Genomic DNA, 22,812 nt, shown 5'->3' on the forward strand with positions numbered 1-22,812 from the left:
CAGGCGAATTCCTGAACGGCAGTACCTGCTCGAGTATTCACGCCAGATGGCTCGCTATAGCTCTGTGGGGAAGTGCTGTCATCCGGCATCCGGCATCCGGCTCTGCGTTCTTATTCGCTCCCTCAAGGAGTAAAAAAGCCACCTATGGAGGTGGCTGTTGAACATGACATCCGCAGTACGGCAGGAAGCCGGGCGCTCTTGCTACCAGATCGTGATCAAGGCCGCCCCTGTGGCGAGAACGTCTACGCTCCAGTCTCAGGACCTTTCAAGCTTGGATCAGCTGCCGGTAGAGTTCTGGACATAGCTATTTCGCCGACATGGGTTACGCTCACCAAACAAATAGACGACCGGTCTATTTTTATAATAAGGCCCATGATCCTCAGCAAAAAAGCCGAAGCGACACGTCAGCACATTCTCGATACCGGGTATCAACTGGTGCTGCACAAGGGCTTTGCAGGTCTGGGCCTGCTCGAAATTCTCAAAGCCTGCAACGTGCCCAAGGGTTCGTTCTACCACTACTTCTCGTCAAAGGAAGCCTTTGGCTGCGCGCTGCTACAGCAGTATGTGGAAGGCTACGGACAAAAGCTCAATGACTTGCTCGGCGAAGCAGGCAATGGCCGTGAGCGTCTGATGCGGTACTGGGATGCCTGGATTTCAGCACCCGACAATCCCACGCTTGGATGGGCCGAGGAATGTCTTGTGGTGAAGCTCGCTGCCGAAGTGGCCGACCTCTCCGAAGACATGCGCCTGGTGCTCGACGCCGGTGTGCAGCGTCTGCTGGCGAGAATCGCCTCGCTGATCGACGAAGCCCGTGAAGATGGGTCCCTGCCCGCCGGCAAGCCGTCACCTGCGCTTGCCCGCGCGCTGTATCAAATGTGGTTGGGGGCGGCGCTTCTGGCCAAGTTGAGTCAAGACAAATTGCCGTTGCTGGAGGCACGCGACACCACCGAGCGGTTGCTCACTTGCACCTCTGCATCCTGAATCATGGAAGCAAAGAGCCACTGTATTTCCGACACCTGAGGAGTCATTGATGAAAGTTCTGTTTGTACTCACGTCCCACGACAAGCTGGGCAGCACCGGTCACAAGACGGGGTTCTGGTTGGAGGAATTCGCGGCCCCCTACTACGCATTGAAAGATGCGGGAGCCATGATCACGCTGGCTTCGCCTGCCGGAGGTCAACCGCCACTGGACCCGAAAAGCGATGAGCCTGCAGCCCAGACTTCCGCGACCGAGCGGTTTCGCCGGGACACCGACGCACAGGCCGCTCTGGCTTCGACAGTACCGCTGAATCAGGTCAGCGCCACCGATTTCGATGCCGTGTTCTACCCGGGCGGCCATGGTCCCTTGTGGGACTTGGCCAACGATCCCAACTCCATTGCACTGCTCGAAGCTTTCGAGCGTTCGAACAAGCCACTCGCCCTTGTCTGCCATGCGCCAGGTGCTCTGATCAATGTCCGGGCCGCTGATGGACAACCATTGGTTGCCGGTCGCCATGTCACAGGCTTCACCAACAGCGAAGAAGCGGCGGTAGGCCTAACCGCCGTCGTACCCTTTCTGATCGAAGACGAGTTCTTGCGTTTGGGTGCTCACTACGAAAAAGCTCCGGACTGGCAGGCGCATGTCGTCACGGATGGCCGGTTGATCACAGGACAGAATCCGGCCAGCTCGGAGGGCGTGGCCCATGCCTTGTTGTCCATGCTTGCTCATCAGGAGAAATAAGTCATGCGCAGTGCTATCCACACCACTTTTGGCGAACCTTCCGAGGTTCTTGAACTGATAGATCGACCCGTCCCGCAACCAGGTGCTGGTGAGGTGCGCATCAAGACCTTGCTGGCGCCAATCCACAACCATGACCTCTGGACGATCCGTGGCAGCTATGGTTACAAGCCTGAACTTCCCGCGATTGGCGGCAGCGAGGCCGTGGGCATCGTCGATGCGCTGGGTGAAGGGGTCTCAGGCCTGACAGTGGGACAGCGGATCGCCGTCGCGGGAGTCCACAACACCTGGGCGGAATACTTTCTTGCGCCCGCCAATGTGCTGGTGCCTATGCCGCCAGCTATTCCCGATGAAGCCGCAGCGCAAATCATTGCGATGCCACTGAGCGCATTGATGTTGCTGGAGTTTCTCAATGTCGAGCCGGGACAATGGATCGTGCAGAACACGGCGAATGGCGCGGTCGGAAAGACTGTGGCAATGCTGGCGAAAGCACGCGGCGTGCATGTCTTGAACCTGGTCCGGCGCGATGCAGGTGTACAGGAGCTTGCCGCCCTGGGCATCGGCAATGCCTTGTCCACGGCACAACCAGACTGGCAGGAACGCGCCCGCGCTATTCTTGGAGGCCCGCTGGCTCGTGCGGCCGTGGACTCCATCGGAGGCTCCGCCAGTGCATCCCTGCTCGGTCTATTGGGTGAGGAGGGCACCTTGGTTTCCTTTGGCACCATGGCCGGAGAGCCCATGCAGATCGACTCCGGATCTCTGATCTTCAAGCAAGCGACGGTAAAGGGCTTCTGGGGCAGCAAGGTCAGTCAAGCCATGACGCCTGACAACAAGCGGCGCTTGATTGGCGAGTTGCTGCAGCGGGTGTTGTCGGGTGAGCTCAAACTGACGGCCGAGGCCATTTTTGATCTCAATGATGCTGCTCAGGCCGCAGCCGCAAGCTTACAGCCGGGCCGCAAAGGGAAGGTTCTGCTAAGAGCCTAAGTGCTTGTGCTGCTGGCTCCCGACGTCTGACGCCAAGGAGCAAGCAAAACATGCAACTGCTTGTCGACTGCAGCGGCACAACTTCCTGCCATTGGAAGGGGAAAGCCAATAAAGCATTGAGGACATTGCTCAATGCCGATGGCTTGCCGCGTCTCCAAGTGCCGGCCGACCTGAGCTTTGGGGGGCGCAACTTGTATTGGAGCCTTGCTTGCTAGGCGTTCCTGGCGGCCTGACGACGCAGCTCAAACTGGGCTGCCCACTCTGTAACAGGCATAAAGCTCGGGTCTGTGCGCACGACCTGTTCAGTCTGCGCCCAAATAGCTTCATCGCTCTGCTCCAGATCTAACGGGTCTCCATGGGGCTGACTCACATACCAAGGCGTGTCCAGGTAGACCTCCACGGTGTTGTCCTCAGGGTCCATGCAGTAGATCGAAAGCGCATTGCCATGGTTGAGACCGCGCATTTTCGTTGCCCCCAAAGCCAGTGCCCGACGCCGCGCTTCGCGCAGCTGGTCGATGGACTGGACCTTGAAAGACAGTTGCATCACGGTGCTCGGTGAATCGGCACCGCGTCCTCCGGCCAACACCAATTGATGGTGTTGATCATTGCGTCCGCTCAGAAACACGATCTCGAAGCGAAAGGTCACGCCCACACCACGGTCGGTTTCCTGCATATCGAATACGCCCGTGTAGAAGGACTTCATCACTTCCAGATCGCGGCAAAAGATACCGAAGTGGGACAGGTTGGCGGTATAGGGTTGGTTCATGCTAGCGAGCTCCACGGAATCAGGGAATGAGGACGAGCTTGCCCAGAGTGCCACCGCTATCGAGCAGCTCGTGAGCCTGTCGAGCTTGTGCCAGCTGCATACGCATGGCACGTGGTGCACGCACAGAGCCGCTCGCCATGAGCCTGATGGCTTCCTCCATCAATCCTCGGCGTTGCGTGATGTCTGCATCTACCGCATGGATAGAGAAGGTGCGAATGGCCAAGCTTCTGGCTAGCAATTTGCGCAGCTCGTCGAACACATCAGCAGACGGGGGGCCTGCCAGAATGTTGTACGACACCGCCATACCTGACGGAGCCAGAGAGCGCAGACAGGCGATAAAGAGATCGGCACCCACATGGTCAAAGGCCAAATCAACGCCTCGTCCACCAGTGAGTTCCATCACCTGCTGAGGCAGCGTCTTCACATCGCCGTTCACCAAATCTGTGACACCGTTTTCTATCGCAAACGCCTGTTTTTCAGCGGTGGAGGCTGTGCCAATGACACGTAAGCCACGAGATCTGGCCACCTGTGCCAGAGCCGTCGCCACGCCACCTGCTGCGCCAGGCACCAGAATGGATTGCGCTGGCAAATTGCCATTGCTGGCCAGCAAAGCCAATGCGAGCTGGAAATTGCCAAGGCTCACTGCATCATCGAAGGCAATGGTGTCTGGAAGTACGAACGGAACCGACTCCGCAACGCAGATGGCCTGCGCATAGCAGCCCCCGCGCTGAGGCAGCTCCCGCGCACTGACCAGTACCCGATCACCGATAGAGAGGCGACCTACGCCCGGACCGACTGCATCCACAATACCTGCCAGTTCGTTGCCGGGAATAGCGGGCAACGGCGGCATCCACTTATAGGTGCCATTGCGAATCAACACATCGGGGCCGCCTGCTCCGATGGCATGAGCCTTCACGCGCACCTGACCAGCACTTGGCTGGGGCACAGGCAAGTCGACCAGAGACAACACTTCGGGGCCGCCAGTGGTCTGCAGCTGCACGGCTTTCATCGTCATAGTGCTTGCCTCCATGATCAGCGCTGCCCGTCATGCACCGAGACTTGCTCGCGAGTCAGTCCACCCAGGCGCGAATGAATGCGGCCACCGTCGGCCATCACCAGAGCAAAGAGGATTTCGTCAGGGCGCGGAGCGTCTTGAATTCCGACTTCCGCGCTGTTGAAGTGGCTGCGCACGTAAGCGGCATGGATGTAGTGCAGAGGAACCATCAGCCGGTAGCCCGTGGCTGCCACCGCTTTTGCCGATGGAACGATGGCTTTGGGCTCACCCAGTACATGGCGCATCGCCCAACCACCGGCCTCATGCCAAACTGCACCGTGCTCCAGCTCTCCGTTAACGCCCACAATGGCTGCCTTGCTGTAGGCTTGGACATTTTCTTTGCCCAAAGTGTCCACCAGTTCCTCTGCGAGCAAGGTGCCCAGGCTGCGCAGCTCTGCCATGAAAGGCAACAGGTCAGGTTCGTAGCGGCCTGCATAGGGGTTGCGAATCACAGCACAGGCCGATGCTACGCGCAAAGGTTGCTCTGCCGGTGGGCCGCCTTCATGGTAGATGGTCTCGATATTGAGGCTGCGTTTGCGAATTGCTATCAAAGTCATGACTGAACTTTCAGTGAGTGCATTTATTGTTTAGGAATCTTGGCGTCGGCGACAACCTGGCGCCATTTCTCTAGCTCATGGCCAACCATGGCTTTCATCTCTTCAGGCGTGCTGCCTCGCGCCTCACCGCCGATGTCTTCCAGACGTTTGCGCACAGAGGCCAGTTCAAGTGCCCGCTGCGTCTCGGTATTCAGGCGCTCGATCACCGCGCGCGCAGTGCCGGCAGGCGCCATCAGTCCTGCCCAGGAGCGCACGTCATACCCAGCCACACCTTGCTCAGACACTGTGGGGACATTGGGCAAACCTGGCCAGCGCTGTGCACCGCTGGTTGCAATCGCACGCAGCTTGCCAGCCTGGATGTTGGAAAGAACGGCTGTCGGCGGAGCGATGATGAAGGGCACTTCATCCCCCAGCAGGGCGGTGACGGATGCGGCGTCGCCACGGTAAGGCACATGCATCAAGCTCACGCGTCCCATCTTGGCCAGCAGCTCTCCAGCCAAATGATGGGTGGAGCCCACTCCAGCTGTGCCATAGGCGACGGTACCCGGTTCAGCCTGGGCCTTGGCAAGCACTTCGCGCAAGCCTTGAAACTTGGACTTTGTATTGACCACCAACAGGAACGGAAAGAAAGTGACCGTTGAGATCATCTCAAAATCACTTACCGAGCTGTAAGGGAGCTTGTTGTACAAAGCACCGGCCACCGCATGACCGCCAGTCGCCATCAACAAGGTATAGCCGTCGGGCTTGGCACGAGCCACCGTGGTTGCCGCAATGGTCCCGCCGGCCCCGGTCTGGGCCTCCACTATCACGGGTTGTCCCAGGGCCTTTCCAATCTCCGTACCCACGGCGCGGGCGATGGAATCAGCATTTCCGCCAGCTGCAAAGCCTTGATACAGCTTGATCGCCCGATCCGGATAGGTCTGAGCCATAGCCGGAAGTGTTGACCAGGACAAGGCCGTCGCACTGCTGGCGGCAAGGAAGTGTCTTCTATGCATGTTTGTCTCCATGGGCGGCGGCCTCTTTGGGCCTGGCTCTACCCGTGTGAAGTGGATGAAGTCTTGAGGGGATGGATTAGGACTGCGCTATCACTGGGTTGCGCAGCAGACCAATGGCTTCGATCTCCACTTCCACGACGTCGCCTGCTTTCATGAACTGCTGAGGCTTTTTGCTCCAGCCCACGCCAGCCGGAGTGCCTGTGATGATTACATCGCCCGGGACCAGCGTGAAGATGGTGGAGGCATAGGCGATCAAGCGTGGGATCGAGAAGATCATGTGTCCTGTGTGGCTAGACTGCACCACGGCACCATTCAGGCGTGTCTCGAGCTTCAATTCACGGCCTGGCGAGATTTCATCGGCTGTCACCATCCAGGGGCCAAAGGCTCCGGTGGACTCGAAATTTTTGCCCGATGCGATCTGCTTGGCATGGAACTGCCATTCCCGCACGCTCGCATCGTTGTAGCAGCTGTAGCCGGCAATGTGCTCCCAGGCATCCGCCTCGGCGATGTCGCGGCCGCCATGGCCAATGATGACGGCGAGTTCACCCTCCCAGTCCAACGAGTCGGAAACATGGGGACGCACGATCGGTCCTTGGTGTGCAGTCTGAGAACGCCACACACGCAGAAAAATCGGGGGCTCCTCGGAGAGTTCTCGCTGCATTCCTGCGGCCAGCACTTCCTGGTGGTGATCCATGTAGTTGCGCACTGCGCAAACGATCTTCTCCGGACGAGGAATGACCGGCAGGAACGTCACGTCGGCCAACTTTGCATCTGCAACCAGACCCTCTGTCAGTGCATCGCGGCGCGCGAAGTCAGGGCTGGCGATGAAATCGGCAAGCGTGGCATAGCCCGTACGAGCAGCCAGCTCAGCGACACCGTCGGCAATCACGACGCCCCAGGTTTCACGGCCGGCGAGCGAATAAGACATCAGTTTCATGGGGTTCCTTCAAGCGATAAGGAGTGGTGAAAAGGATGTGGCTTGCGTGCAGTTTTGCGTTAAAGCCACTTTATGCATGAACTTATTTTTGTGCATAAAAATAGTTTTAATGCATAGGGTTTGCCCCAGGTGTCAAAAAATGCGCAAAAAAAATGGTTCATCGCGCATTACCGGGGAATGCTGCCCGAATCTTCAGAAAGAAGTAGTCCTGATCGCGGTAGCCATAGGCCCGGCGCTTGATGACCTTGATGGTGTTGTTGATGCCCTCCACAACACTTGTGTTCAACGGATGCCTGCATCGGGCGATGATCCCGTGCAGGTAGCTTTGCAAGCGCTGAGCGAAGGTGCTCAGTGCGGCAATGCCGCTTTGATGGGCTTGATCACACCAGTGCCGCCAGGCGCGATGCGCCCAAGTCGCACGACGGTAGAACCACAACTGTTTGAGCTCGTCGCGCAAGACGTATACCGTCATCAATGGTTGATTGGCCGCCAGCAGTTCCTTGAGTTGCACTGCTTGTTGAGGCTGCAGCTTGTTGCGATTGCGCAGCAGCAACCAGCGGCTGGATTTGAGCACCTTACGTGCTGAGGGCTGTTGGCGCAGCAAGTTGGCCTGATCGACACGCACTCGGTCGATGACCTCCCGGCCGTACTTGGCCACGACATGGAACAGGTCATAGACGATCTCGGCGTTAGGGCAGTGGGCCTTAATCTCCAGCTCGTAAGCCGTAGTCATGTCGATAGCAACTGCGCGAATGCGCTGGGCAACGCCAGCGGGCAACTGCTCGAAGAACTGGCGGGCCGTCTCGCGTGAGCGCCCTTGCCCCACCCACAGCACCTGCCGGCTGATGGGGTCGACGACGACTGTGGCGTAGCGATGGCCCTTGTGCAGCGCAAACTCGTCCATCGCCAGGTACTCGATCTGATCCCATTGCGGCTGCGCAGTGTTGGCCAGCAGCAAGGCTTTGTCGATGGACTTGACGGTGTGCCAGCCCAGATCGAAGAAGGCCGCTACCGCCTTGATGCTGCTGCTGCGAAGCAACTGGCTGCACGCCTGCGCCAGACGGTCTGTGACGCGCTGGTAGCGACCGAGCCAGCTGAGTTTCTCCAGGTGCGGGCCACCACAGCTATCGCACCACAGACGCCGACGCGGCACATGTAGCACCACTCTGTACTCGAACAATGCCAGATCGCGCACGCGCCGTGTCGTGGTCTCATGGACTTGGCTGCACTGCGCACCGCAGCGCTCGCAATGCATGACGCTGGCCTGCGGCTTCAGATAAATCGACACGGTGCGGCTATCGCCCTGGGGCCACTGCACACGTTCAACCACGTAGCCCTCCCAGCCGCCAAGAGCCTGCAATAACTTCGAGTCCAGCATTTGATTTGTTCTCCGATGTCAGTGTCGTTGCCATCAGATTACAAAACGAACGGGCTTATCTCCACGAAATTCCTCGATGAACCAAAAAAATGCTCACGACCCGTGAGCGTGAGCATTGATTCGAGGAAGAATTTTTAAGATGCAGCCGCTAGCAGCCAGGCCTCCGCATTGGGAGAACAGCACGGAGCTGCCTGAGGGGCCTGACATGCCGTCATGGTCCGCATGAGGATGCATTCAACAGCCCTCGCCTGGCGCCGGCTGGCAAAGAGAGCGGTCTATACGCCAGGTGATAACTTGGCGGGCATTTCGCTGAAGTATGGAATCAGCTTGGCTGCTTCTCCACCTTTTCCAGAACCTCCAACACATTCCGTTGCGTACTGAGAATATGTTCCTCCAGTAGCGCGCACGCTGTGTCTGCGTCCCTTCGCAGCGTGGCATCCATCAGCTTGCGGTGCTCATTTGATTTGTGCTTGAAGGTCTTGCGAAAGCGAGCTGAATAGCGGCGATATCGTTCAGCCTGATCGAACAGGCTGGCACTCAATGTGCGCAGCCGCTCGGAAGGAGTGGCCGAAAGCAGCGCCATGTGGAACGCCGTGTGCATGTCGGTCCATCCCTGGTCCAGCACCACGGGGCCGTCGCTAAGCCGGCTTTCCACTTTTTCCAAGCGGTGAAAAGCACCCACAACCGACGCCTCCCATGCGTCATCGCCATAGGCAATGGATTCACGAAGCGCTTGCGAATCCAACATGATGCGCATGCGCGTGATATCGGCCAGATCGTCGGCAGAAATGGCGGTAACTCGAAAGCCTCGGCGCTCATCGGCGCGTATCAATCCCTCTTGAGCCAAACGGCTCAGAGCCTCGCGCAGCGGACTGCTTGAAAAGCCGTAGGCTGTCTGCAGCTCATCGAGCTTGAGCTTCACTCCGGCACCGTATGTGCCGTTGAGCACATCCTGACGCAGTTGCGCAAATGCCTGATCGATCAATGTCGGGGCTTTGGTGGGGGCGTCTTTTTTATACATGTTTTTAATTTTATGCATAAACTTGGGAGATTGAAAGAAGGAGTAAACCTCAGTGAAAGTAGACATCAACACCCCCGTTCGCCTCGTTGCGATTTCAGGCAGTATTCGCAGGGCATCCCACTGCACAGCAGTACTTCGCAGCCTCACCCCACTGCTTCCACCAACGGTCACCATGGAGCTGTTGCCCCTGGATGACGTCCCGCTATACAACGGTGACCTCGACGGGGAGATGCCACCGCCAGCAGTGAAACGGCTCAAGACTGCGATTGCAGAAGCGGATGGCCTGGTGATCTGCTCGCCCGAGTACAACTACGGCATCCCTGGTGTGCTCAAGAATGCAATCGATTGGGCCTCGCGCCCTGGGTTTGCATCGCCGCTCAAGGATAAGCTGGCACTCATCATGACCGCATCACCTGGCACGGCTGGAGGCGTTCGAGCCCAGGCCCAGATCCGAGACGCTTTATCCGCGACGCTTGCTCGTCCATTGGTGCGCCAGCACATCGCCATTGCCAGTGTCGCAGCCCGTATTCAGGATGGAAAGCTGGTGGACGAGCCGACCCTGAACTTCATCAAGGCAGGCTTGGACGATCTGATCAATGAGATCCGCTGGCAAGCTGCACGGACAAAGCAGGACTGATCCAGCCTCGGCGACGAGGGCTCTATTGAAAGCTGTTTCGCATTGATCAAAGGGCGGCCCCCTCGTATCCATGCATCGCCGGTGTCAGGCACTCCTGGCGCACGGCGTTGCAGAACACCCAGACATCGGATTCTCGCCATCCTCGCGGTGAAAGTCTGTTGCAGCCCAGAGGCTTGATGCTCCCAAGCCCGTGAGGCCCGCAGAGGTCAGATCGCTCGACCTGCCAACTCACCGCTGATTCTCTCCCCCCGAAGCCAAAAGACGCCATGCAGGTTTGCCAACCTGGAAAGAGCTTTTACTGAAAATTATTTTGTGCATAAAATGCTATTTACGCACAAAATATTGAGTCCGCACGCCAACCTCTTGATCCCTGAGAAGGGTGGCCGCGTGTGACGCAATGGCTTGTTTTCCGCCCTGTCTCGGCAGTCGAGCAGCGGTATTCAGACTTCGCGCATCGGCGTCTTGGTCTTTCACAACCCGAACGGAGCTATTTGTGAATCAGCACGATTTATTGATCAACGGCGAATGGACAAGAGGGGCGAGCTATTCACTGGACATCAACCCCTCCAACCTGGAGGACGCCATCGCTGAATATGCGCAAGGTGGTGCAGCGGATGTCGACGCCGCCGTCGCTGCTGCTATGCAAGCCTTTCCTGCCTGGGCAGCCAGCAACATCCAAGTGCGCTCGGATGCACTGGACAAGATCGGCAATGAACTTCTTGCACGCAAGGAGGAGCTTGGAACGCTGCTTTCACGTGAAGAAGGCAAAACCAAGGCCGAAGGCGTGGGCGAAGTAACCCGGGCGGGCCAGATCTTCAAGTTCTTTGCCGGCGAGTGCCTTCGGCTTTCTGGGCAGGTGCTGCCTTCGGTGCGTCCGGGTGTCGGGATAGAGATCACACGCGAACCAGTGGGCGTGGTCGGCCTCATCACCCCCTGGAACTTTCCGATGGCGATTCCTGCATGGAAGATTGCACCTGCATTGGCCTTCGGGAACTGTGTGGTTCTCAAGCCAGCCGAACTGGTACCTGCCAGCGCCTGGGCCCTGGCGGACATCATCCACCGCTCTGGCGTACCGGCGGGCGTGTTCAATCTTGTCATGGGCCGCGGCAGCGTGATTGGCAGCGCATTGGTTGAGCACCCAGGCATTCATGCCATCAGCTTCACGGGCTCGGCGGGTGTCGGCCGTCATATCGCGGCTCGATGCGTTGCAACTCACAAGAAAGTGCAGTTGGAGCTGGGAGGCAAGAATCCGCAAGTTGTGCTCGACGATGCCGACCTCAGCCAGGCCGTTGAACTATGCGTACAAAGTTCCTTTTACTCGACCGGCCAGCGTTGTACCGCTTCGAGCCGTTTGATCGTGACGGATGGTATCTACCCACGGTTCATCGAGGCGATGAAGGCCCGCATGGCGCATATCAGGATTGGTGATGCACTTGACCCAGGTACTGACATCGGACCAGTTTCCTCTCTGTCGCAGTTGGAGCAGAACCTCGCTTATGTCGAGATCGGCAAGAGCGAAGGCGCCACTCTGGCAACAGGAGGCGAGCGATTGAAGCTCGGCAACGATGGCTACTACATGTCGCCAGCCTTGTTCAGCGTGTCATCCTCCGAAATGCGCATCAACAACGAGGAAATTTTTGGCCCGGTGGCCAGCGTGATCCGCGTGAAGAACTATGAGGAGGCACTGGCCACTGCCAACGATACGGTTTTTGGTCTGTCAGCGGGAATCGCCACAACTTCCTTGAAGTACGCGACACATTTCAAGCGCCATAGCCAGGCCGGGATGGTGATGGTCAATCTGCCCACCGCAGGAGTTGACTACCACGTTCCTTTCGGGGGACGCAAGGGTTCGAGCTACGGACCGCGCGAACAAGGTCGCTACTCCCAGGAGTTTTTCACTGTTGTCAAAACCTCCTACACCTGTGCCTGAACAGGCAACTCGACTGCCGTCGAGTCTGAGACTCCCATGTACCCAATCCAAGATATGACTGATACCCAAGCCGAATTACCCCAAGTCGAAGCCCAGATTCTGGAGCGCGAAAAGCAACGATGCGATGCCATGAAAAGGGGCGATTTCGACCGGCTCAAAGAGCTGTTGCACCCAGCTCTCACACATGTCCACGCAAAAGGGCAAGTGGATAGCTACGAAAGCTATTTCCGCTCTGGCGGGACGCATGTCAACTACGAGCAGATCGATCGTTCCAATCTTCGCGTCCAGGTGCTGGGAGAAACTGCCGTGATGACTGGCCGACAGTTGCTGGTCGCAGTCAGAAAAGATGGAAGCGGCACCGTTCGGATTGACTCTCAAGTTCTTCAAGTCTGGACCCAACACGAGGGCCAGTGGCGTCAGATCGCCTTTCAGACCGCGCCCACTGAAATGAGCATTTCCTGAGCAATTCGTCTCAACTGTAGGGCTGTAAGTTAACTGGACGCCGTCAGAAGGGGGTTGTTCAGTCCCCGACTGTCGCCGCCAGCGCAGTCTGGATATCCAAGCGGCATACCGCACCAGCTTGGATGGCCTACATCTGCGGGTTGCCTCCACGGGCATCAAGTTCCTGCGCGAAGGCGAGTGGAAGTGCATAAAGCATGGGGCGGAGCGCCGGCGCCAATGGCGCAAGCTGCATTGATGCACAAACGCTGCCGGTCCGAGCTATTTGTGTCACATCCAACAATGTTGGTGACGCTGCCGTGATGCCTGAGTTCCTCGCACAGGTTTCTGCTCAAAAACAGCTGCTGACCGTAACCCGCGATGAGGCCTACGACACCCAGCCCGTGCATGCGGCGGTCATGCAGCGCAATGCCGCGCCCATCATTCCTCCGAGAAAGAATGCCAGGCTACGCAAAGGCGATGCCGCATGCAGGCGCTTCGGGCGCAAGCTCTGGAAAAACTGGAGTTGTTACCACCGACGCAGCCTAGTGGAGGCCAAGATGCACCGCATCAAACGGTTGGTCGAACGGGTGATGTCACGCACGTTTGAGAGGCAGGTTGACGAGCTGCACATCCGAGCTGCCATCCTCAATCGATTTACTGGACTGGGCTGCCCCCAGACGGTGGCTGTGGCATAGCCACCGTCTGGGGGGAAGTCTGGTCTGAGGCTGATTTATGCAACAGCGCCATTGAGCTACCAACGAAAGTACCAACAAAAAGCTGGGTTGTCCTGCGGCGTGGTGCGATTACTTGCGACAAAGAAAAAACCCGCTTCCCTATGAGAGAAGCGGGTTTTGAAGCGATTTGACGTTGTGTGCGTCGATGTCCTGGCGGAGGCTGTGTCCGCCAAATATCCGTCCAACTAGATCTTTTTTCTTCTTATTTTTCATTTCTAAGTCATTGATAGTAAAAGATATTTGTTTTGTTTTGACTTAAGTTGTCCAACTCTATCTAATGCGAAATGGCATACCAGATGGCATACCGATGGCATACTGAATGGCATACCGATAGAGGTCTCAAATGGCTGTCATCACAGACGCAAAAGCTCGAAACATCAAACCTGATAGTGCAGCAATTCCACACGGCGGAGTGACGGGATTGGCACTGCATCCAACTAAAACCAAAGGCAGGGGTAAATGGGTGCTGCGCTACGTTAGCCCGGTGAACGGCAAGCGTAGAAATGCAGGCTTGGGCTCGTATCCAGAAATTGGTATCGCAGAGGTCGCGAAGCGCGCTACTGCCATGAGGGTGACGCTGGCAGAAGGGAAAGATCCTCTAGCTGAGAAAGCGTTGGAAGAAGAAGCTGTAAAGGCTCCAACATTTCAAGAAGCCGCCGAGATCTTGCACAAAGACTTGCTACCAGGCTGGAAAAATCCAAAGCATGGGCAGCAATGGATCAATACCCTGACTGAATACGTTTTTCCCAAGTTGGGTGCAAAGCTACTGGCTGAGATTCAGCCTGCAGATGTGGCGGATGCGCTCAAGCCCATTTGGCTTGAAAAGGCGGAGACGGCGAGTCGCGTCAAGCAAAGAATCCATACGGTGATGGCTTGGGGGTGGGCGCATGGGCACTGTCAATCGAACCCTGTGGACGTAGTTACCCATCTTCTGCCACAGCAGCCAGGAAAAGCTGTACGTACGCAGCATCACCCAGCAATGCCTTGGGGGCTGATCCCTGCTTTCGTACAGAAGAACTTACGTACAAAAGGGCGTGTCGATGTAACCCGGCAGTTGCTTGAGTTTGTAATTTTGACGGCCTGCCGTTCAGGCGAAGCACGGGGCATGACGTGGTCCGAGGTAGACTGGAAAAATGCAGTTTGGACCGTGCCAGCTGAGCGTATGAAGGCCAAGCTGACCCATCGTGTGCCGCTGTCTCCAAGAACTATGGAAATTCTTCAGCAGCAACGGGGTCAACATGAAAGCTTGGTTTTCCCTTCGGTAAGAGTGCGGGGAGAGCTTTCAGATATGGCTATCACCTCGCTGTTGCGCAGGTTGAATGTTGAAAGCGATGTGCCTGGGCGCGTGGCAACTGCCCATGGCTTTCGTTCGAGCTTCCGTGACTGGTGCAGTGAGCACGGTTACTCTAGAGATCTGGCTGAGCGTTCGTTAGCGCACACGATCAAAGACAAGGTTGAAGCGGCTTACCACCGTACTGACTTGTTGGAGCAGCGCCGTGAGTTGATGAATGCTTGGGCAACATTTGTAGTGGGCGTGGCTTCAACGGAAGACGATCTCAAGAAGGTCCCTCAACGTACGCTCTCAAGCTTCTTGCGGCCAAGAGCTGATGCCTCAAGGGGAAGTACGGTGTATTCGGTGAAAAAATCAAGACCAATGCGTATAAATCAAAATCCCTCATGAACTATCAAGGCATCGTCGATCATCTTCGAGAAGCAATTTCTAGCTTGTCTGCTGTGTATGTTTTTGGCAGTCAGGTCACAGGTCATGCAACGGCAGATAGTGATTTAGATATTGCGCTCTTGATGGATGAGGGTCTACCGGCAGAGGCACTGTGGGAGTTATCTAGCACTTTGGCTAACTTGGTGAAGTGTGATGTTGACTTGTTAGACCTAAGAGCAGCATCCACGGTCATGCAATACCGCATCATCACCACCGGTACGCGTTTATGGTCAAAAGACAGCCAAGCAGCACTCTATGAAAGCTTCATCCTTAGTCAAAAAACTGCGTTGGATGAGGCGCGCGCAGATTTGTTGAAAGACATTCAAACAACAGGAACAGTCTATGGTCGATGACGTACTGATTAACAAGGCTGCGACCATTGAGCGCTGCGTGATACGTGCCAAAGAAGAGTACGAGAAATCACCAACCACGTTTGCGTCGGACCACACACGCCAGGATGCCGCCATCTTGAACGTGCAGCGGGCGTGTGAAGCCGCGCTGGACATGGGGCAGCACTTGATTCGCCGCGAAAGGCTTGGCATCCCACAGAGCTCGCGTGACGTATTCACCTTGCTGGCTCAAGCGGGTTGGATTGAGAGCGACTTAGCCACACGCATGCAAAAAATGGTGGGCTTTCGCAATATCGCTGTGCATGACTACCAAGCGCTGCAGCTACCAATTGTGGAGGCCGTGATCACCAAGCATTTAGGCGACTTTACGGCTTACAGCAAAGCGATCTTGTTGAAGAACTCTAAGTAACCTTCTTCAAAAAGAAATGACGACAAAGAAAAAAACGAGCTGGAGTGACCTAAAGGCTCAGCTCGTTGGCCTAGAAAAAACTGAGCTACTGCAGTTGATCAAAGCGACGTCTCCCCGGAATTGAGTAGCAGTTGAGCTTGGAGTCCAATCCCATGCAACAGGAGATTGGACGTGAAGAAGAGATTTACGGAAGAACAGATCATTGGCTTCCTGCGGGAAGCCGAATCGGGCTTACCGGTGGCCGAGCTGTGCCGGCGGCACGGCTTCTCCGAGGCCAGCTATTACCTCTGGCGCAGCAAGTTTGGCGGTATGAGCGTGTCCGATGCCAAACGTCTGAAGGAGCTGGAAGCCGAAAACGGACGGCTCAAACGGCTGCTGGCCGAAGCCCTGCTTGAGAACGAGGTGACGAAAGAAGCCTTGAGAAAAAAGTGGTGAGCGCACCCGCACGGCGCGAGTTGGTGCGTCACATGGTCAGCCGTGGACTGAGCGAGCGTCGTTCGCTGCGTGTCATCGGCATGAGCGCCAGTGCCCTGCGCTACAAACCAGCCTGCGACCACAACTGTGCCTTGAAGGAGAAGATCATCGCTCTGGCACAGCGTCATCGTCGCTACGGGGCCGGCATGATCTATCTGAAGCTGCGCCAAGCCGGAGAGATCGTGAATCACAAGCGGGTGGATCGTCTGTATGCCCAAGCCGGTCTTCAGATCAAAAAGCGCAGGCGCAAGAAGATCCCGATATCGGAGCGCCCCCCTTTGTTACGCCCGACAATTGCCAACCAGGTGCGGTCCATGGACTTTGTCTTTGACCGCACAGCGGAAGGACGCAGCATCAAAAACCTCACGGTAGTGGATGACGCAACCCATGAGGCTGTGGCCATCGTGCCGGAGCGGGCCCTGGGTGGCAACCAACTGGTGCGCATCCTGGAGCAACTCGCCAGGACAAGGGGGCTACCCAAGGCGATCCGAACTGACAACGGCAAGGAGTTCTGCGGTCGAGCCATGCTGAACTGGGCCCACGCCAGGGGCGTTCAGCTGTTTCTGATCGAACTGGGCAAGCCCAACCAGAACGCCTACATCGAATCATTCAACGGGCGCTTTAGGGATGAATGCTTGAACGAACATTGGTTCACCAGTCTGGCACATGCCCGGGTAATCGTTGAAGCTTGGCGCCGGGAATACAACGAAGAGCGGCCCAAGAGATCGCTTGGTGGACTCACGCCCACAGCCTATGCCCAGAGGCTGATGCAAAAGCAGTTAAATTAACCTCGGACTCCAAAGCCTTGTGCTACTGAAAACGCGGGGACGTCGAAAGATCTGTACTCCTCAAGCAAGGATACACAGCAGTTTCTGCATGCACGCTATGCAATGGGTGGGGGAGATGTCCTCGCGCTCGGCGTTGTTACATTACAGGGACTTCCCGTCAATGCAAGCGCTTTTTGACTGACCTGTCTGCCAAGACGATCCAGGTGCTTGAAACGAGGAACAGACTGCACATCTACAGACGGGGTTAGGCACGAGGTGTGCGCCCCCAGAAACAAACCGCGCAGCAGGGCTCCATTCAAATCTCGTGACGTCTTGCGACTCACAATGCAACAACCGAGCTTGCCTGCTGCTGGTCTGACCTGTTCATTGCATCTTTGATTTCACGTCTGGCATGTTGAAGTGCCTGTCTCAGGCAACGGCAGAGACGGGTGGCCTGGGGCGTTCGCTGATATGGGCTGCTTCGTAGGTACGCTCCTGTGTCATGAGCGCCCACAGGATGCGTGCATTTTTGTTGGCTAACGCCACGGCGGCCTTTTGCCAGCCACTGCGCTGCCTCAAGGCCATCACCCATTGGGAGATAGGGTCGAGGTTGTGTTTGCCGGTCAGCACTGCGGCCTTGGCCCCTTGGACCAGCAAAGTGCGCAGGTAACTATCGCCTCGCTTGGTGATGGCACCCAGATTGGATTTGCCTCCGCTGGAATTCTGTCTGGGCGTCAACCCAAGCCAGGCGGAAAACTGTGCACCGTTCTTGAACTGCCTGAAGTCGCCCACAGTGGCCACCATCGCTGATGCAGTGAGTGGCCCCAAGCCCTTGATGGCGGCAGCTCGCTGCACCTGTGCATCTTCTTTACAGTGAGCGGCAATACGCTGCTCGCACCAGTGAAGATGTTCATCGAGCTCTTGCCAATGCATGAGTGCACGCTGCAGCGCAATGCGGGCTGCGCCTGCGATGTCATTGGTCGCATCTTCCAAGATATCGTGCAAATAGGTGCGCAAGACTTTGGGGCTTTGCGGCAGAACAATGCCAAACTCGGCGAGCAATCCTCGAATACGGTTAATGCATGCTGTGCGTTCCTCTTTGAACCCTTCGCGCAGCCGATGCACACATAGTATGCCCTGCTGCTCTGGAGTCTTAACGGGGACAAAGCGCATCTGAGGGCGACTGGCTGCCTCACAAATGGCAGCCGCATCATTGGCATCGTTTTTACCGCTCTTGCCCTGCATGCGATAGGGTGCGACCAGTGCCGCTGCCATCATGCGTGCATCCAAGCCCATGCGCAGCAACTGCCGACACCAGTGGTGCGCACCACCACAAGCCTCCATGGCCACCAGACACCCTGCAGGTAATTGCGCACACCATGCCAAGAACTTGCTGCGCTGGATGGCCCGGTTAGTGACCATCCTCCCTTGAGCATCGACTGCATGGACCTGCAGCACATTCTTTGCGAGATCTACCCCAACACGGACAATGGTTTGCATGGCACTACTCCTGATGAATGACGAAGAAATTGGCTTGCCGATCCATCGTGGCACTGCGTATCCAGCAGGCCAAGATGGCGGGAAGTCCTTCGTATTCAAATCCAGTTCGAGGCGAGTGACCCTCAACCCCGGCCGTGGCTATGCCACGGCTGCCGTCTGAGGACGGCCCAGATCAGTGAATCGGTTTAATATGGCTGCTCGGATGTGCAGCGCAGATCAAGTCTGAACTTCTACAACTCAGCAAGCGCTGTCACGAGCTTGCCTCTGAGTGCTGGCATGTCTTGCTTGATCACAGTCAAGACGATGTCATATTGAACGCCGTCATAACCGTGGCTGATTTTGGAGCGCATGCCCCACCATCCTGAAGCATTCAACGTATGGCGCGCTTCAAAGTCAGGATCAGCAGTTTGTGCGTTATGAAGACACTGTCCCACAACTTCAATGCAGCGTACCAAGGAGTCGCTGTTAATTTCCACGCATAACTGACCCGCCGGGGGCTAGTGGGGATGCGGATGAAATCTTGGACTACTGAGAGGTAGTTCATGTATTCATACGAAGATCGAATCCGCGCGGTGACGCTCTACATCCAGCTAGGCAAACGAGTCGCGGCAACCATTCAGCAGTTGGGCTATCCCACCAAGAATTCGCTCAAGAGCTGGCACCGCGAGTACGAGCAGGGTCGAGCCTTGAAGACAGCGGTTGTTCGCCCACCGAAGTTCACCGCTGAGCAAAAGGCTCGGGCCGTCGAACACTATCTGACGCACGGGCGCTGCGTGGCTTTCACAATCAAGGCTCTTGGCTATCCCGGGAGGGCCTCACTTCACGCTTGGGTTCAAGAGCTCAATCCCCGGGCTCGGCCACGCCTGCTTGGAGCATCGTCGAACGAGCAGAAGCACGCTGCGGTGCTTGCACTGTGCACACGTCAAGGACGCGTCCAAGCCATTGCTGACGACATTGGCGTGTGTCGAGAGACGCTGTACAACTGGCGCAATCAACTATTGGGGCCAGAGGCTCTCGCATCGATGAAGCGCTTCAATGATTCTTCAACGGGTTCGGAGCTGTCCCAGTTGGAGCAGCAACTCCAGACGCTACGTCGTCAAGTGAGGCGGTTGCAGTTGGAACAGGAGTTATTGAAGAAGGCGGACGAGCTCCTAAAAAAGGACCAAGGCATCGACCTTCATCTCCTGAGCAATCGTGAGAAGACACTTCTGGTTGATGCCCTGCGCCATGAATACTCACTTGCCGAGTTGCTCGCCTCGCTAGTTCTGGCTCGCAGCTCGTACTTCTACCATCGAGCTCGGCTCAACGCTGACGAAAAGTATGTCGCGGTGCGCCGAACGATCACGGACATCTTCGAGCGCAACCATGGCTGCTATGGCTACCGTCGCATCCAGGCCTCACTGGTCAGGCAATGCGTGTGGATCTCGGAGAAGGTGGTCCGGCGCCTGATGAAGCAGGAAGGGCTGGTGGCCGCTGCGCCCAAACGACGCCGCTACGGCTCCTACTTGGGAGAGATTAGCCCTGCACCTGAGAACTTGCTGAATCGCGACTTCAATGCCACTGCGCCTAACCAGAAGTGGCTGACCGACATCTCGGAGTTCCAACTACCCGCCGGCAAAGTCTACCTGTCGCCCATGATCGATTGCTTCGATGGAATGGTGGTGAGCTGGTCTATCGGAACACGCCCCGACGCTGAACTGGTCAACACGATGCTGGATGCCGCGATCGCCAAGCTCAATGACAGCGAAGTGCAACCTGTGGTTCACTCAGACCGTGGTGCCCACTATCGCTGGCCAGGATGGTTGTCACGAATCGCTGATGCCAAGTTAGTGCGCTCGATGTCACGTAAGGGGTACTCACCGGACAATGCGGCCTGTGAAGGCTTCTTCGGGCGGCTCAAAAACGAATTGTTTTATGCCCGCGACTGGCAAACCACGAGCATTGAGCAGTTCACGCAAGCTCTGGACGCGTACATCCGTTGGTACAACGAGCAACGGATCAAGATCTCGTTAGGGGCACGGAGCCCTGTTGAGTACCGCAGGGCCCTCGGGATTGCTGCATAACCGTCCAAGATTTATGCCGCATTCCCACCGGCTAGTGGGTCACTTCTGGGTGGAAATTAACACCCAACCAACTTCTTTGCGGTAACATCACCTATAACGCCACCGATGAAGGCTGGCTGTACCTGGCTGCTGTGATTGATATGTTCAGTCGTCAGACTGTGGGCTGGAGCTTGCAGTCCCACATGCAAACCAGTTTGGTCAAGTATGCGCTGGCTATGGCTTGGTGGCGAAGACGCCCTGAGCCGGGCGCTATCTTCCACAGCGACAGGGTGAGCCAATATTGCAGCTATGATTTCCAAGCTGCTTTAGCAAAGTGGGGGATGCGCTCATCCATGAGGCGCAAAGGCAATTACTGGGACAACTCGCCCATCGAAAGCTTCTGTGGCAGGCTCAAGGCAGCTTGCGTGCATGGCCAGCGCTTCGCTACCCGTGAGCAAGCTAGGCAGGTCATCATGAACTGGATGGCCTTCTACAATCACCGCAGATTGCATTCGAGCTTGGGCTACCTCAGCCCCATGCAATACGATAAACGCTGGAACGAGGTACAGCGCAAAAAGGCCGCGTAAGCAGGGAGCTAAGAACTCCACAAAACAGGGGCAACATCAGCTATCAAAAAATCGAAATGAAGAAGACGGCCATCCCAACCTCCCCCCGCTCAACCAGACGGGAGGCAGCTGAACTGAAGAGCAAGGACGGGCACGCGACGCTCATGGCGGAGGCGTATGCCCGCCTAGAAGAAATGATCGTCACACTGGAGCTGGCTCCAGGTGAAGTCGTATCTGAAGCCATCCTCAGCAACCAAATTGGCATTGGGACCACTCCAATTCGCGAGGCTTTGCATCGCTTGTCCCGCGAGTACCTGGTTCAGATCATCCCCAGGCGCGGGGTCGTTGTCACCACACTTGATGTGCGCCTTCAGCTCGAGGTACTCGAGACTCGCCGTGAGTTGGACAGGTTGTTGGCCAGTGCCGCCGCCCGCCGCGCGACTCACGTCGACAAAGCGGCTTTTCACGAACTACTTAATCCCACTCAGAAGGCAGCTTCCGCGCACAATGTCAGGGAATTCCTTCGATTAGATGTCCAACTCAACACGCTACTCGCTCGTGCGGCCAGGAACTCTGTGGCGGCATCAACAGTCTCCACACTGCACGCGGTTTCCCGTCGATTCTGGTGCTTTCATGCTGACCCCAAGGTGCATCTTCCTGAGACGGCACGTCGCCATCTCGATGTGATCCGCGCTGTCGCGGCAGGTAAGGGCGTAGAAGCTGGCGAAGCCTCTGACCGTTTGCTCGACTACCTGGTCGATTTTTCAAGGCAGACCTTGCCTCAGGACTGAATCGCCCCGGCTTTGGACTGCCCCTAGGCAGGTAGACAAACACCGCCTATCTTTTGAGCATAGGAGGTAGTTATGAGTGCACAGAGATTTCCGCCAGAATTTAAAGAGGAGGCGGTCAAACAGCGACGTCCTCTCGTATTTGAGTAGCACTTGAACTTGGATCTCAACCCCATAAAGACAAAAATTAGACAAAAGAGTCTTTTTGTCTAATTTAGACCCAAAACCCAGACGCCCTCCCCTCTGAGCGAGCTGCCATCAACCGTGCTCAAATTGGACAAAATGATCGCCGTGTGTGAGAACACGGATTCGAGCCTGTTTTAGGCTTTGTTTGGGTGGTTCAGACCAGGAGCGGTAGATGAGTGAGCGCAAGCATTTAACCCAGAGTGAGGTGGCCAAGCTGATGGACGCTATCAAGGGTGCGACCCATGAGGTGCGGGATCGCTGTTTAGTGCTTTTGATGTACCGTCATGGCCTGCGGGTGTCGGAGGCTTGCGGTTTGAAGCTGTCTCAGGTGGATCTGGATGATGGGGTGCTGCATGTGCAGCGGCTCAAAGGTGGGTTGTCCACGACCCACCCTCTTCGCTCGGATGAGATGAAGGCTTTACGGGCGTGGCTCGCGGTGCGAGGCCGAATGGCGCCTGGTTGTGATGCGCTGTTTGTGTCCAACCGCAGGATGCCGATTAATCGGCGCACGGTCTGGGTAGCTCTGCGTGGCTATGGGGAGAAGGCGGGGCTACTGGTTGAGGCGCATCCGCATATGCTTCGCCATGCCTGTGGGTATGCGCTGGCGGATCGGGGGGCTGATACGCGGTTGATCCAGGACTATCTGGGGCACCGCAATATTCAACATACGGTGCGCTATACGGCGACTAATCCGGCTCGGTTTGAGAAGCTGTGGCGGTGACCGTGGGCTGCTGGGCTCAGGTGTAGACGTTCAGATGCTTCGATGTCTGAATTGATCAGGCTAGGACTTTGAGGCCGTGCTTTTGCACGATGTTCAGCAACTTCAGCGCCATACCGCTGGGGCGATTGGCACCAGTCG

At 56.7% G+C, this 22,812-nt stretch carries 22 protein-coding genes and 2 pseudogenes; 15 read left to right on the top strand and 9 right to left on the bottom strand.

Translation table 11 applies throughout. The features are described 5' to 3' along the window. The first annotated feature begins 372 nt into the window (after nucleotides 1–372). The 3 genes from QYQ99_RS18385 to QYQ99_RS18395 are packed head-to-tail and all read left to right on the top strand — an operon-like array spanning nucleotide 373 to nucleotide 2,701. Nucleotides 373–981, top strand: coding sequence for a TetR/AcrR family transcriptional regulator (locus QYQ99_RS18385; protein WP_291603099.1), 609 nt, complete (start codon nucleotides 373–375; stop codon nucleotides 979–981). Nucleotides 982–1,030: 49 nt separating this feature from the next. Then, the gene (locus QYQ99_RS18390; RefSeq protein WP_291603101.1) at nucleotides 1,031–1,720 is read left to right on the top strand and encodes a type 1 glutamine amidotransferase domain-containing protein; all 690 of its coding nucleotides are present in this window, start codon (nucleotides 1,031–1,033) and stop codon (nucleotides 1,718–1,720) included. 3 nt (nucleotides 1,721–1,723) lie between these two features. Further along, nucleotides 1,724–2,701 carry a zinc-binding dehydrogenase gene (locus QYQ99_RS18395; protein ID WP_302089461.1) on the top strand — a complete coding sequence of 326 codons (978 nt, stop codon included), beginning with the start codon at nucleotides 1,724–1,726 and terminating at the stop codon, nucleotides 2,699–2,701. Nucleotides 2,702–2,912: 211 nt separating this feature from the next. Here the strand turns inward: QYQ99_RS18395 and QYQ99_RS18400 are convergent, their stop codons facing one another. The 7 genes from QYQ99_RS18400 to QYQ99_RS18430 all read right to left on the bottom strand — a co-directional run bounded on the left by QYQ99_RS18400 (nucleotide 2,913) and on the right by QYQ99_RS18430 (nucleotide 9,427). After that, the gene (locus QYQ99_RS18400) at nucleotides 2,913–3,467 is read right to left on the bottom strand and encodes a VOC family protein (protein ID WP_302089462.1); all 555 of its coding nucleotides are present in this window, start codon (nucleotides 3,465–3,467) and stop codon (nucleotides 2,913–2,915) included. A gap of 19 nt (nucleotides 3,468–3,486) precedes the next feature. Then, entirely contained in the window at nucleotides 3,487–4,482 is a 996-nt protein-coding gene (locus QYQ99_RS18405; RefSeq protein WP_291603107.1) for a zinc-dependent alcohol dehydrogenase family protein, read from the bottom strand. Between the two features lie 17 nt (nucleotides 4,483–4,499). Continuing rightward, on the bottom strand, nucleotides 4,500–5,078 hold the full coding sequence (locus tag QYQ99_RS18410) for an amino acid synthesis family protein (protein WP_291603109.1): 579 nt from the start codon (nucleotides 5,076–5,078) through the stop codon (nucleotides 4,500–4,502). A gap of 23 nt (nucleotides 5,079–5,101) precedes the next feature. Continuing rightward, nucleotides 5,102–6,073 (bottom strand): Bug family tripartite tricarboxylate transporter substrate binding protein, encoded by a 972-nt coding sequence (locus QYQ99_RS18415; protein WP_302089463.1) that lies wholly within the window; start codon nucleotides 6,071–6,073, stop codon nucleotides 5,102–5,104. 76 nt (nucleotides 6,074–6,149) lie between these two features. Then, nucleotides 6,150–7,010: a fumarylacetoacetate hydrolase family protein gene (locus QYQ99_RS18420; RefSeq protein ID WP_302089464.1), complete on the bottom strand. Its 861-nt coding sequence runs from the start codon at nucleotides 7,008–7,010 to the stop codon at nucleotides 6,150–6,152. Between the two features lie 157 nt (nucleotides 7,011–7,167). After that, nucleotides 7,168–8,388 (bottom strand): ISL3 family transposase, encoded by a 1,221-nt coding sequence (locus tag QYQ99_RS18425; RefSeq protein WP_302089465.1) that lies wholly within the window; start codon nucleotides 8,386–8,388, stop codon nucleotides 7,168–7,170. Between the two features lie 322 nt (nucleotides 8,389–8,710). Then, nucleotides 8,711–9,427 (bottom strand): GntR family transcriptional regulator, encoded by a 717-nt coding sequence (locus QYQ99_RS18430; RefSeq protein WP_291603156.1) that lies wholly within the window; start codon nucleotides 9,425–9,427, stop codon nucleotides 8,711–8,713. A 34-nt stretch (nucleotides 9,428–9,461) separates the two neighbouring features. Between QYQ99_RS18430 and QYQ99_RS18435 the strand changes: the two genes are divergently transcribed. From QYQ99_RS18435 to QYQ99_RS18470, 8 genes and pseudogenes are all read left to right on the top strand, one after another. Further along, nucleotides 9,462–10,046, top strand: a complete 585-nt coding sequence (locus QYQ99_RS18435) for an NADPH-dependent FMN reductase (protein WP_291603115.1) — start codon at nucleotides 9,462–9,464, stop codon at nucleotides 10,044–10,046. A 493-nt stretch (nucleotides 10,047–10,539) separates the two neighbouring features. Further along, nucleotides 10,540–11,976, top strand: coding sequence for an aldehyde dehydrogenase family protein (locus tag QYQ99_RS18440; protein WP_302089466.1), 1,437 nt, complete (start codon nucleotides 10,540–10,542; stop codon nucleotides 11,974–11,976). A gap of 36 nt (nucleotides 11,977–12,012) precedes the next feature. Beyond that, complete coding sequence (locus tag QYQ99_RS18445) at nucleotides 12,013–12,438, top strand: nuclear transport factor 2 family protein (RefSeq protein WP_302089467.1); 426 nt, start codon at nucleotides 12,013–12,015, stop codon at nucleotides 12,436–12,438. Nucleotides 12,439–12,499: 61 nt separating this feature from the next. Then, a pseudogene (locus tag QYQ99_RS18450) lies at nucleotides 12,500–13,112 on the top strand (IS5 family transposase); the annotation flags it as partial. A gap of 382 nt (nucleotides 13,113–13,494) precedes the next feature. Continuing rightward, complete coding sequence (locus tag QYQ99_RS18455) at nucleotides 13,495–14,832, top strand: tyrosine-type recombinase/integrase (RefSeq protein WP_302089468.1); 1,338 nt, start codon at nucleotides 13,495–13,497, stop codon at nucleotides 14,830–14,832. Further along, nucleotides 14,829–15,224, top strand: coding sequence for a type VII toxin-antitoxin system MntA family adenylyltransferase antitoxin (mntA, locus tag QYQ99_RS18460; RefSeq protein WP_302089469.1), 396 nt, complete (start codon nucleotides 14,829–14,831; stop codon nucleotides 15,222–15,224). The genes QYQ99_RS18455 and mntA overlap by 4 nt, the downstream gene beginning before the upstream one ends. Next, nucleotides 15,214–15,630, top strand: a complete 417-nt coding sequence (gene hepT / locus QYQ99_RS18465; protein ID WP_034359850.1) for a type VII toxin-antitoxin system HepT family RNase toxin — start codon at nucleotides 15,214–15,216, stop codon at nucleotides 15,628–15,630. The genes mntA and hepT overlap by 11 nt, the downstream gene beginning before the upstream one ends. A 171-nt stretch (nucleotides 15,631–15,801) precedes the next feature. After that, nucleotides 15,802–16,892, top strand: a protein-coding gene (locus QYQ99_RS18470) for an IS3 family transposase (protein WP_437439080.1) whose coding sequence is annotated in 2 segments (ribosomal slippage) — nucleotides 15,802–16,060 and nucleotides 16,060–16,892 — 1,092 coding nt in all. Because the reading frame shifts where the segments join, the coding sequence is not laid out codon by codon here. Between the two features lie 408 nt (nucleotides 16,893–17,300). Here QYQ99_RS18470 and QYQ99_RS18475 read toward each other — a convergent pair. Together QYQ99_RS18475 and QYQ99_RS18480 are read right to left on the bottom strand one after the other, a co-directional pair. Then, complete coding sequence (locus QYQ99_RS18475; protein ID WP_302093214.1) at nucleotides 17,301–18,371, bottom strand: IS110 family transposase; 1,071 nt, start codon at nucleotides 18,369–18,371, stop codon at nucleotides 17,301–17,303. A gap of 230 nt (nucleotides 18,372–18,601) precedes the next feature. Beyond that, nucleotides 18,602–18,847: a HepT-like ribonuclease domain-containing protein gene (locus tag QYQ99_RS18480; RefSeq protein ID WP_302089470.1), complete on the bottom strand. Its 246-nt coding sequence runs from the start codon at nucleotides 18,845–18,847 to the stop codon at nucleotides 18,602–18,604. 66 nt (nucleotides 18,848–18,913) lie between these two features. Here QYQ99_RS18480 and QYQ99_RS18485 point away from each other — a divergent pair, with 66 nt between their 5' ends. The 4 genes and pseudogenes from QYQ99_RS18485 (at nucleotide 18,914) to QYQ99_RS18500 (ending at nucleotide 22,674) form a co-directional block, all read left to right on the top strand. Continuing rightward, nucleotides 18,914–20,434, top strand: coding sequence for an IS3 family transposase (locus QYQ99_RS18485; protein ID WP_302089471.1), 1,521 nt, complete (start codon nucleotides 18,914–18,916; stop codon nucleotides 20,432–20,434). Nucleotides 20,435–20,496: 62 nt separating this feature from the next. Further along, nucleotides 20,497–21,000: pseudogene (locus QYQ99_RS18490) on the top strand (IS3 family transposase); the annotation flags it as partial. 56 nt (nucleotides 21,001–21,056) lie between these two features. Then, nucleotides 21,057–21,770, top strand: a complete 714-nt coding sequence (locus tag QYQ99_RS18495) for a GntR family transcriptional regulator (protein WP_046462721.1) — start codon at nucleotides 21,057–21,059, stop codon at nucleotides 21,768–21,770. Nucleotides 21,771–22,125: 355 nt separating this feature from the next. Continuing rightward, nucleotides 22,126–22,674: a tyrosine-type recombinase/integrase gene (locus tag QYQ99_RS18500; protein ID WP_302089472.1), complete on the top strand. Its 549-nt coding sequence runs from the start codon at nucleotides 22,126–22,128 to the stop codon at nucleotides 22,672–22,674. Nucleotides 22,675–22,812: the final 138 nt, after the last annotated feature.

It is taken from the genome of Comamonas testosteroni, assembly GCF_030505195.1.
GTDB classification, from domain to species: domain Bacteria; phylum Pseudomonadota; class Gammaproteobacteria; order Burkholderiales; family Burkholderiaceae_C; genus Comamonas; species Comamonas testosteroni_G.

What these genes read in the sequence shown, in the direction of transcription:
- QYQ99_RS18445 (WP_302089467.1), top strand. Translation starts at nt 12,013, where the DNA reads ATGTACCCAATCCAAGATATGACTGATACCCAAGCCGAATTACCCCAA.
- QYQ99_RS18410 (WP_291603109.1), bottom strand. Translation starts at nt 5,078, where the DNA reads ATGACTTTGATAGCAATTCGCAAACGCAGCCTCAATATCGAGACCATC.
- QYQ99_RS18395 (WP_302089461.1), top strand. Translation starts at nt 1,724, where the DNA reads ATGCGCAGTGCTATCCACACCACTTTTGGCGAACCTTCCGAGGTTCTT.
- mntA (WP_302089469.1), top strand. Translation starts at nt 14,829, where the DNA reads ATGAACTATCAAGGCATCGTCGATCATCTTCGAGAAGCAATTTCTAGC.
- QYQ99_RS18500 (WP_302089472.1), top strand. Translation starts at nt 22,126, where the DNA reads ATGAGTGAGCGCAAGCATTTAACCCAGAGTGAGGTGGCCAAGCTGATG.
- QYQ99_RS18495 (WP_046462721.1), top strand. Translation starts at nt 21,057, where the DNA reads ATGAAGAAGACGGCCATCCCAACCTCCCCCCGCTCAACCAGACGGGAG.
- QYQ99_RS18430 (WP_291603156.1), bottom strand. Translation starts at nt 9,427, where the DNA reads ATGCATAAAATTAAAAACATGTATAAAAAAGACGCCCCCACCAAAGCC.
- QYQ99_RS18420 (WP_302089464.1), bottom strand. Translation starts at nt 7,010, where the DNA reads ATGAAACTGATGTCTTATTCGCTCGCCGGCCGTGAAACCTGGGGCGTC.
- QYQ99_RS18485 (WP_302089471.1), top strand. Translation starts at nt 18,914, where the DNA reads ATGTATTCATACGAAGATCGAATCCGCGCGGTGACGCTCTACATCCAG.
- QYQ99_RS18415 (WP_302089463.1), bottom strand. Translation starts at nt 6,073, where the DNA reads ATGCATAGAAGACACTTCCTTGCCGCCAGCAGTGCGACGGCCTTGTCC.
- QYQ99_RS18385 (WP_291603099.1), top strand. Translation starts at nt 373, where the DNA reads ATGATCCTCAGCAAAAAAGCCGAAGCGACACGTCAGCACATTCTCGAT.
- hepT (WP_034359850.1), top strand. Translation starts at nt 15,214, where the DNA reads ATGGTCGATGACGTACTGATTAACAAGGCTGCGACCATTGAGCGCTGC.
- QYQ99_RS18390 (WP_291603101.1), top strand. Translation starts at nt 1,031, where the DNA reads ATGAAAGTTCTGTTTGTACTCACGTCCCACGACAAGCTGGGCAGCACC.
- QYQ99_RS18405 (WP_291603107.1), bottom strand. Translation starts at nt 4,482, where the DNA reads ATGACGATGAAAGCCGTGCAGCTGCAGACCACTGGCGGCCCCGAAGTG.
- QYQ99_RS18425 (WP_302089465.1), bottom strand. Translation starts at nt 8,388, where the DNA reads ATGCTGGACTCGAAGTTATTGCAGGCTCTTGGCGGCTGGGAGGGCTAC.
- QYQ99_RS18475 (WP_302093214.1), bottom strand. Translation starts at nt 18,371, where the DNA reads ATGCAAACCATTGTCCGTGTTGGGGTAGATCTCGCAAAGAATGTGCTG.
- QYQ99_RS18455 (WP_302089468.1), top strand. Translation starts at nt 13,495, where the DNA reads ATGGCTGTCATCACAGACGCAAAAGCTCGAAACATCAAACCTGATAGT.
- QYQ99_RS18400 (WP_302089462.1), bottom strand. Translation starts at nt 3,467, where the DNA reads ATGAACCAACCCTATACCGCCAACCTGTCCCACTTCGGTATCTTTTGC.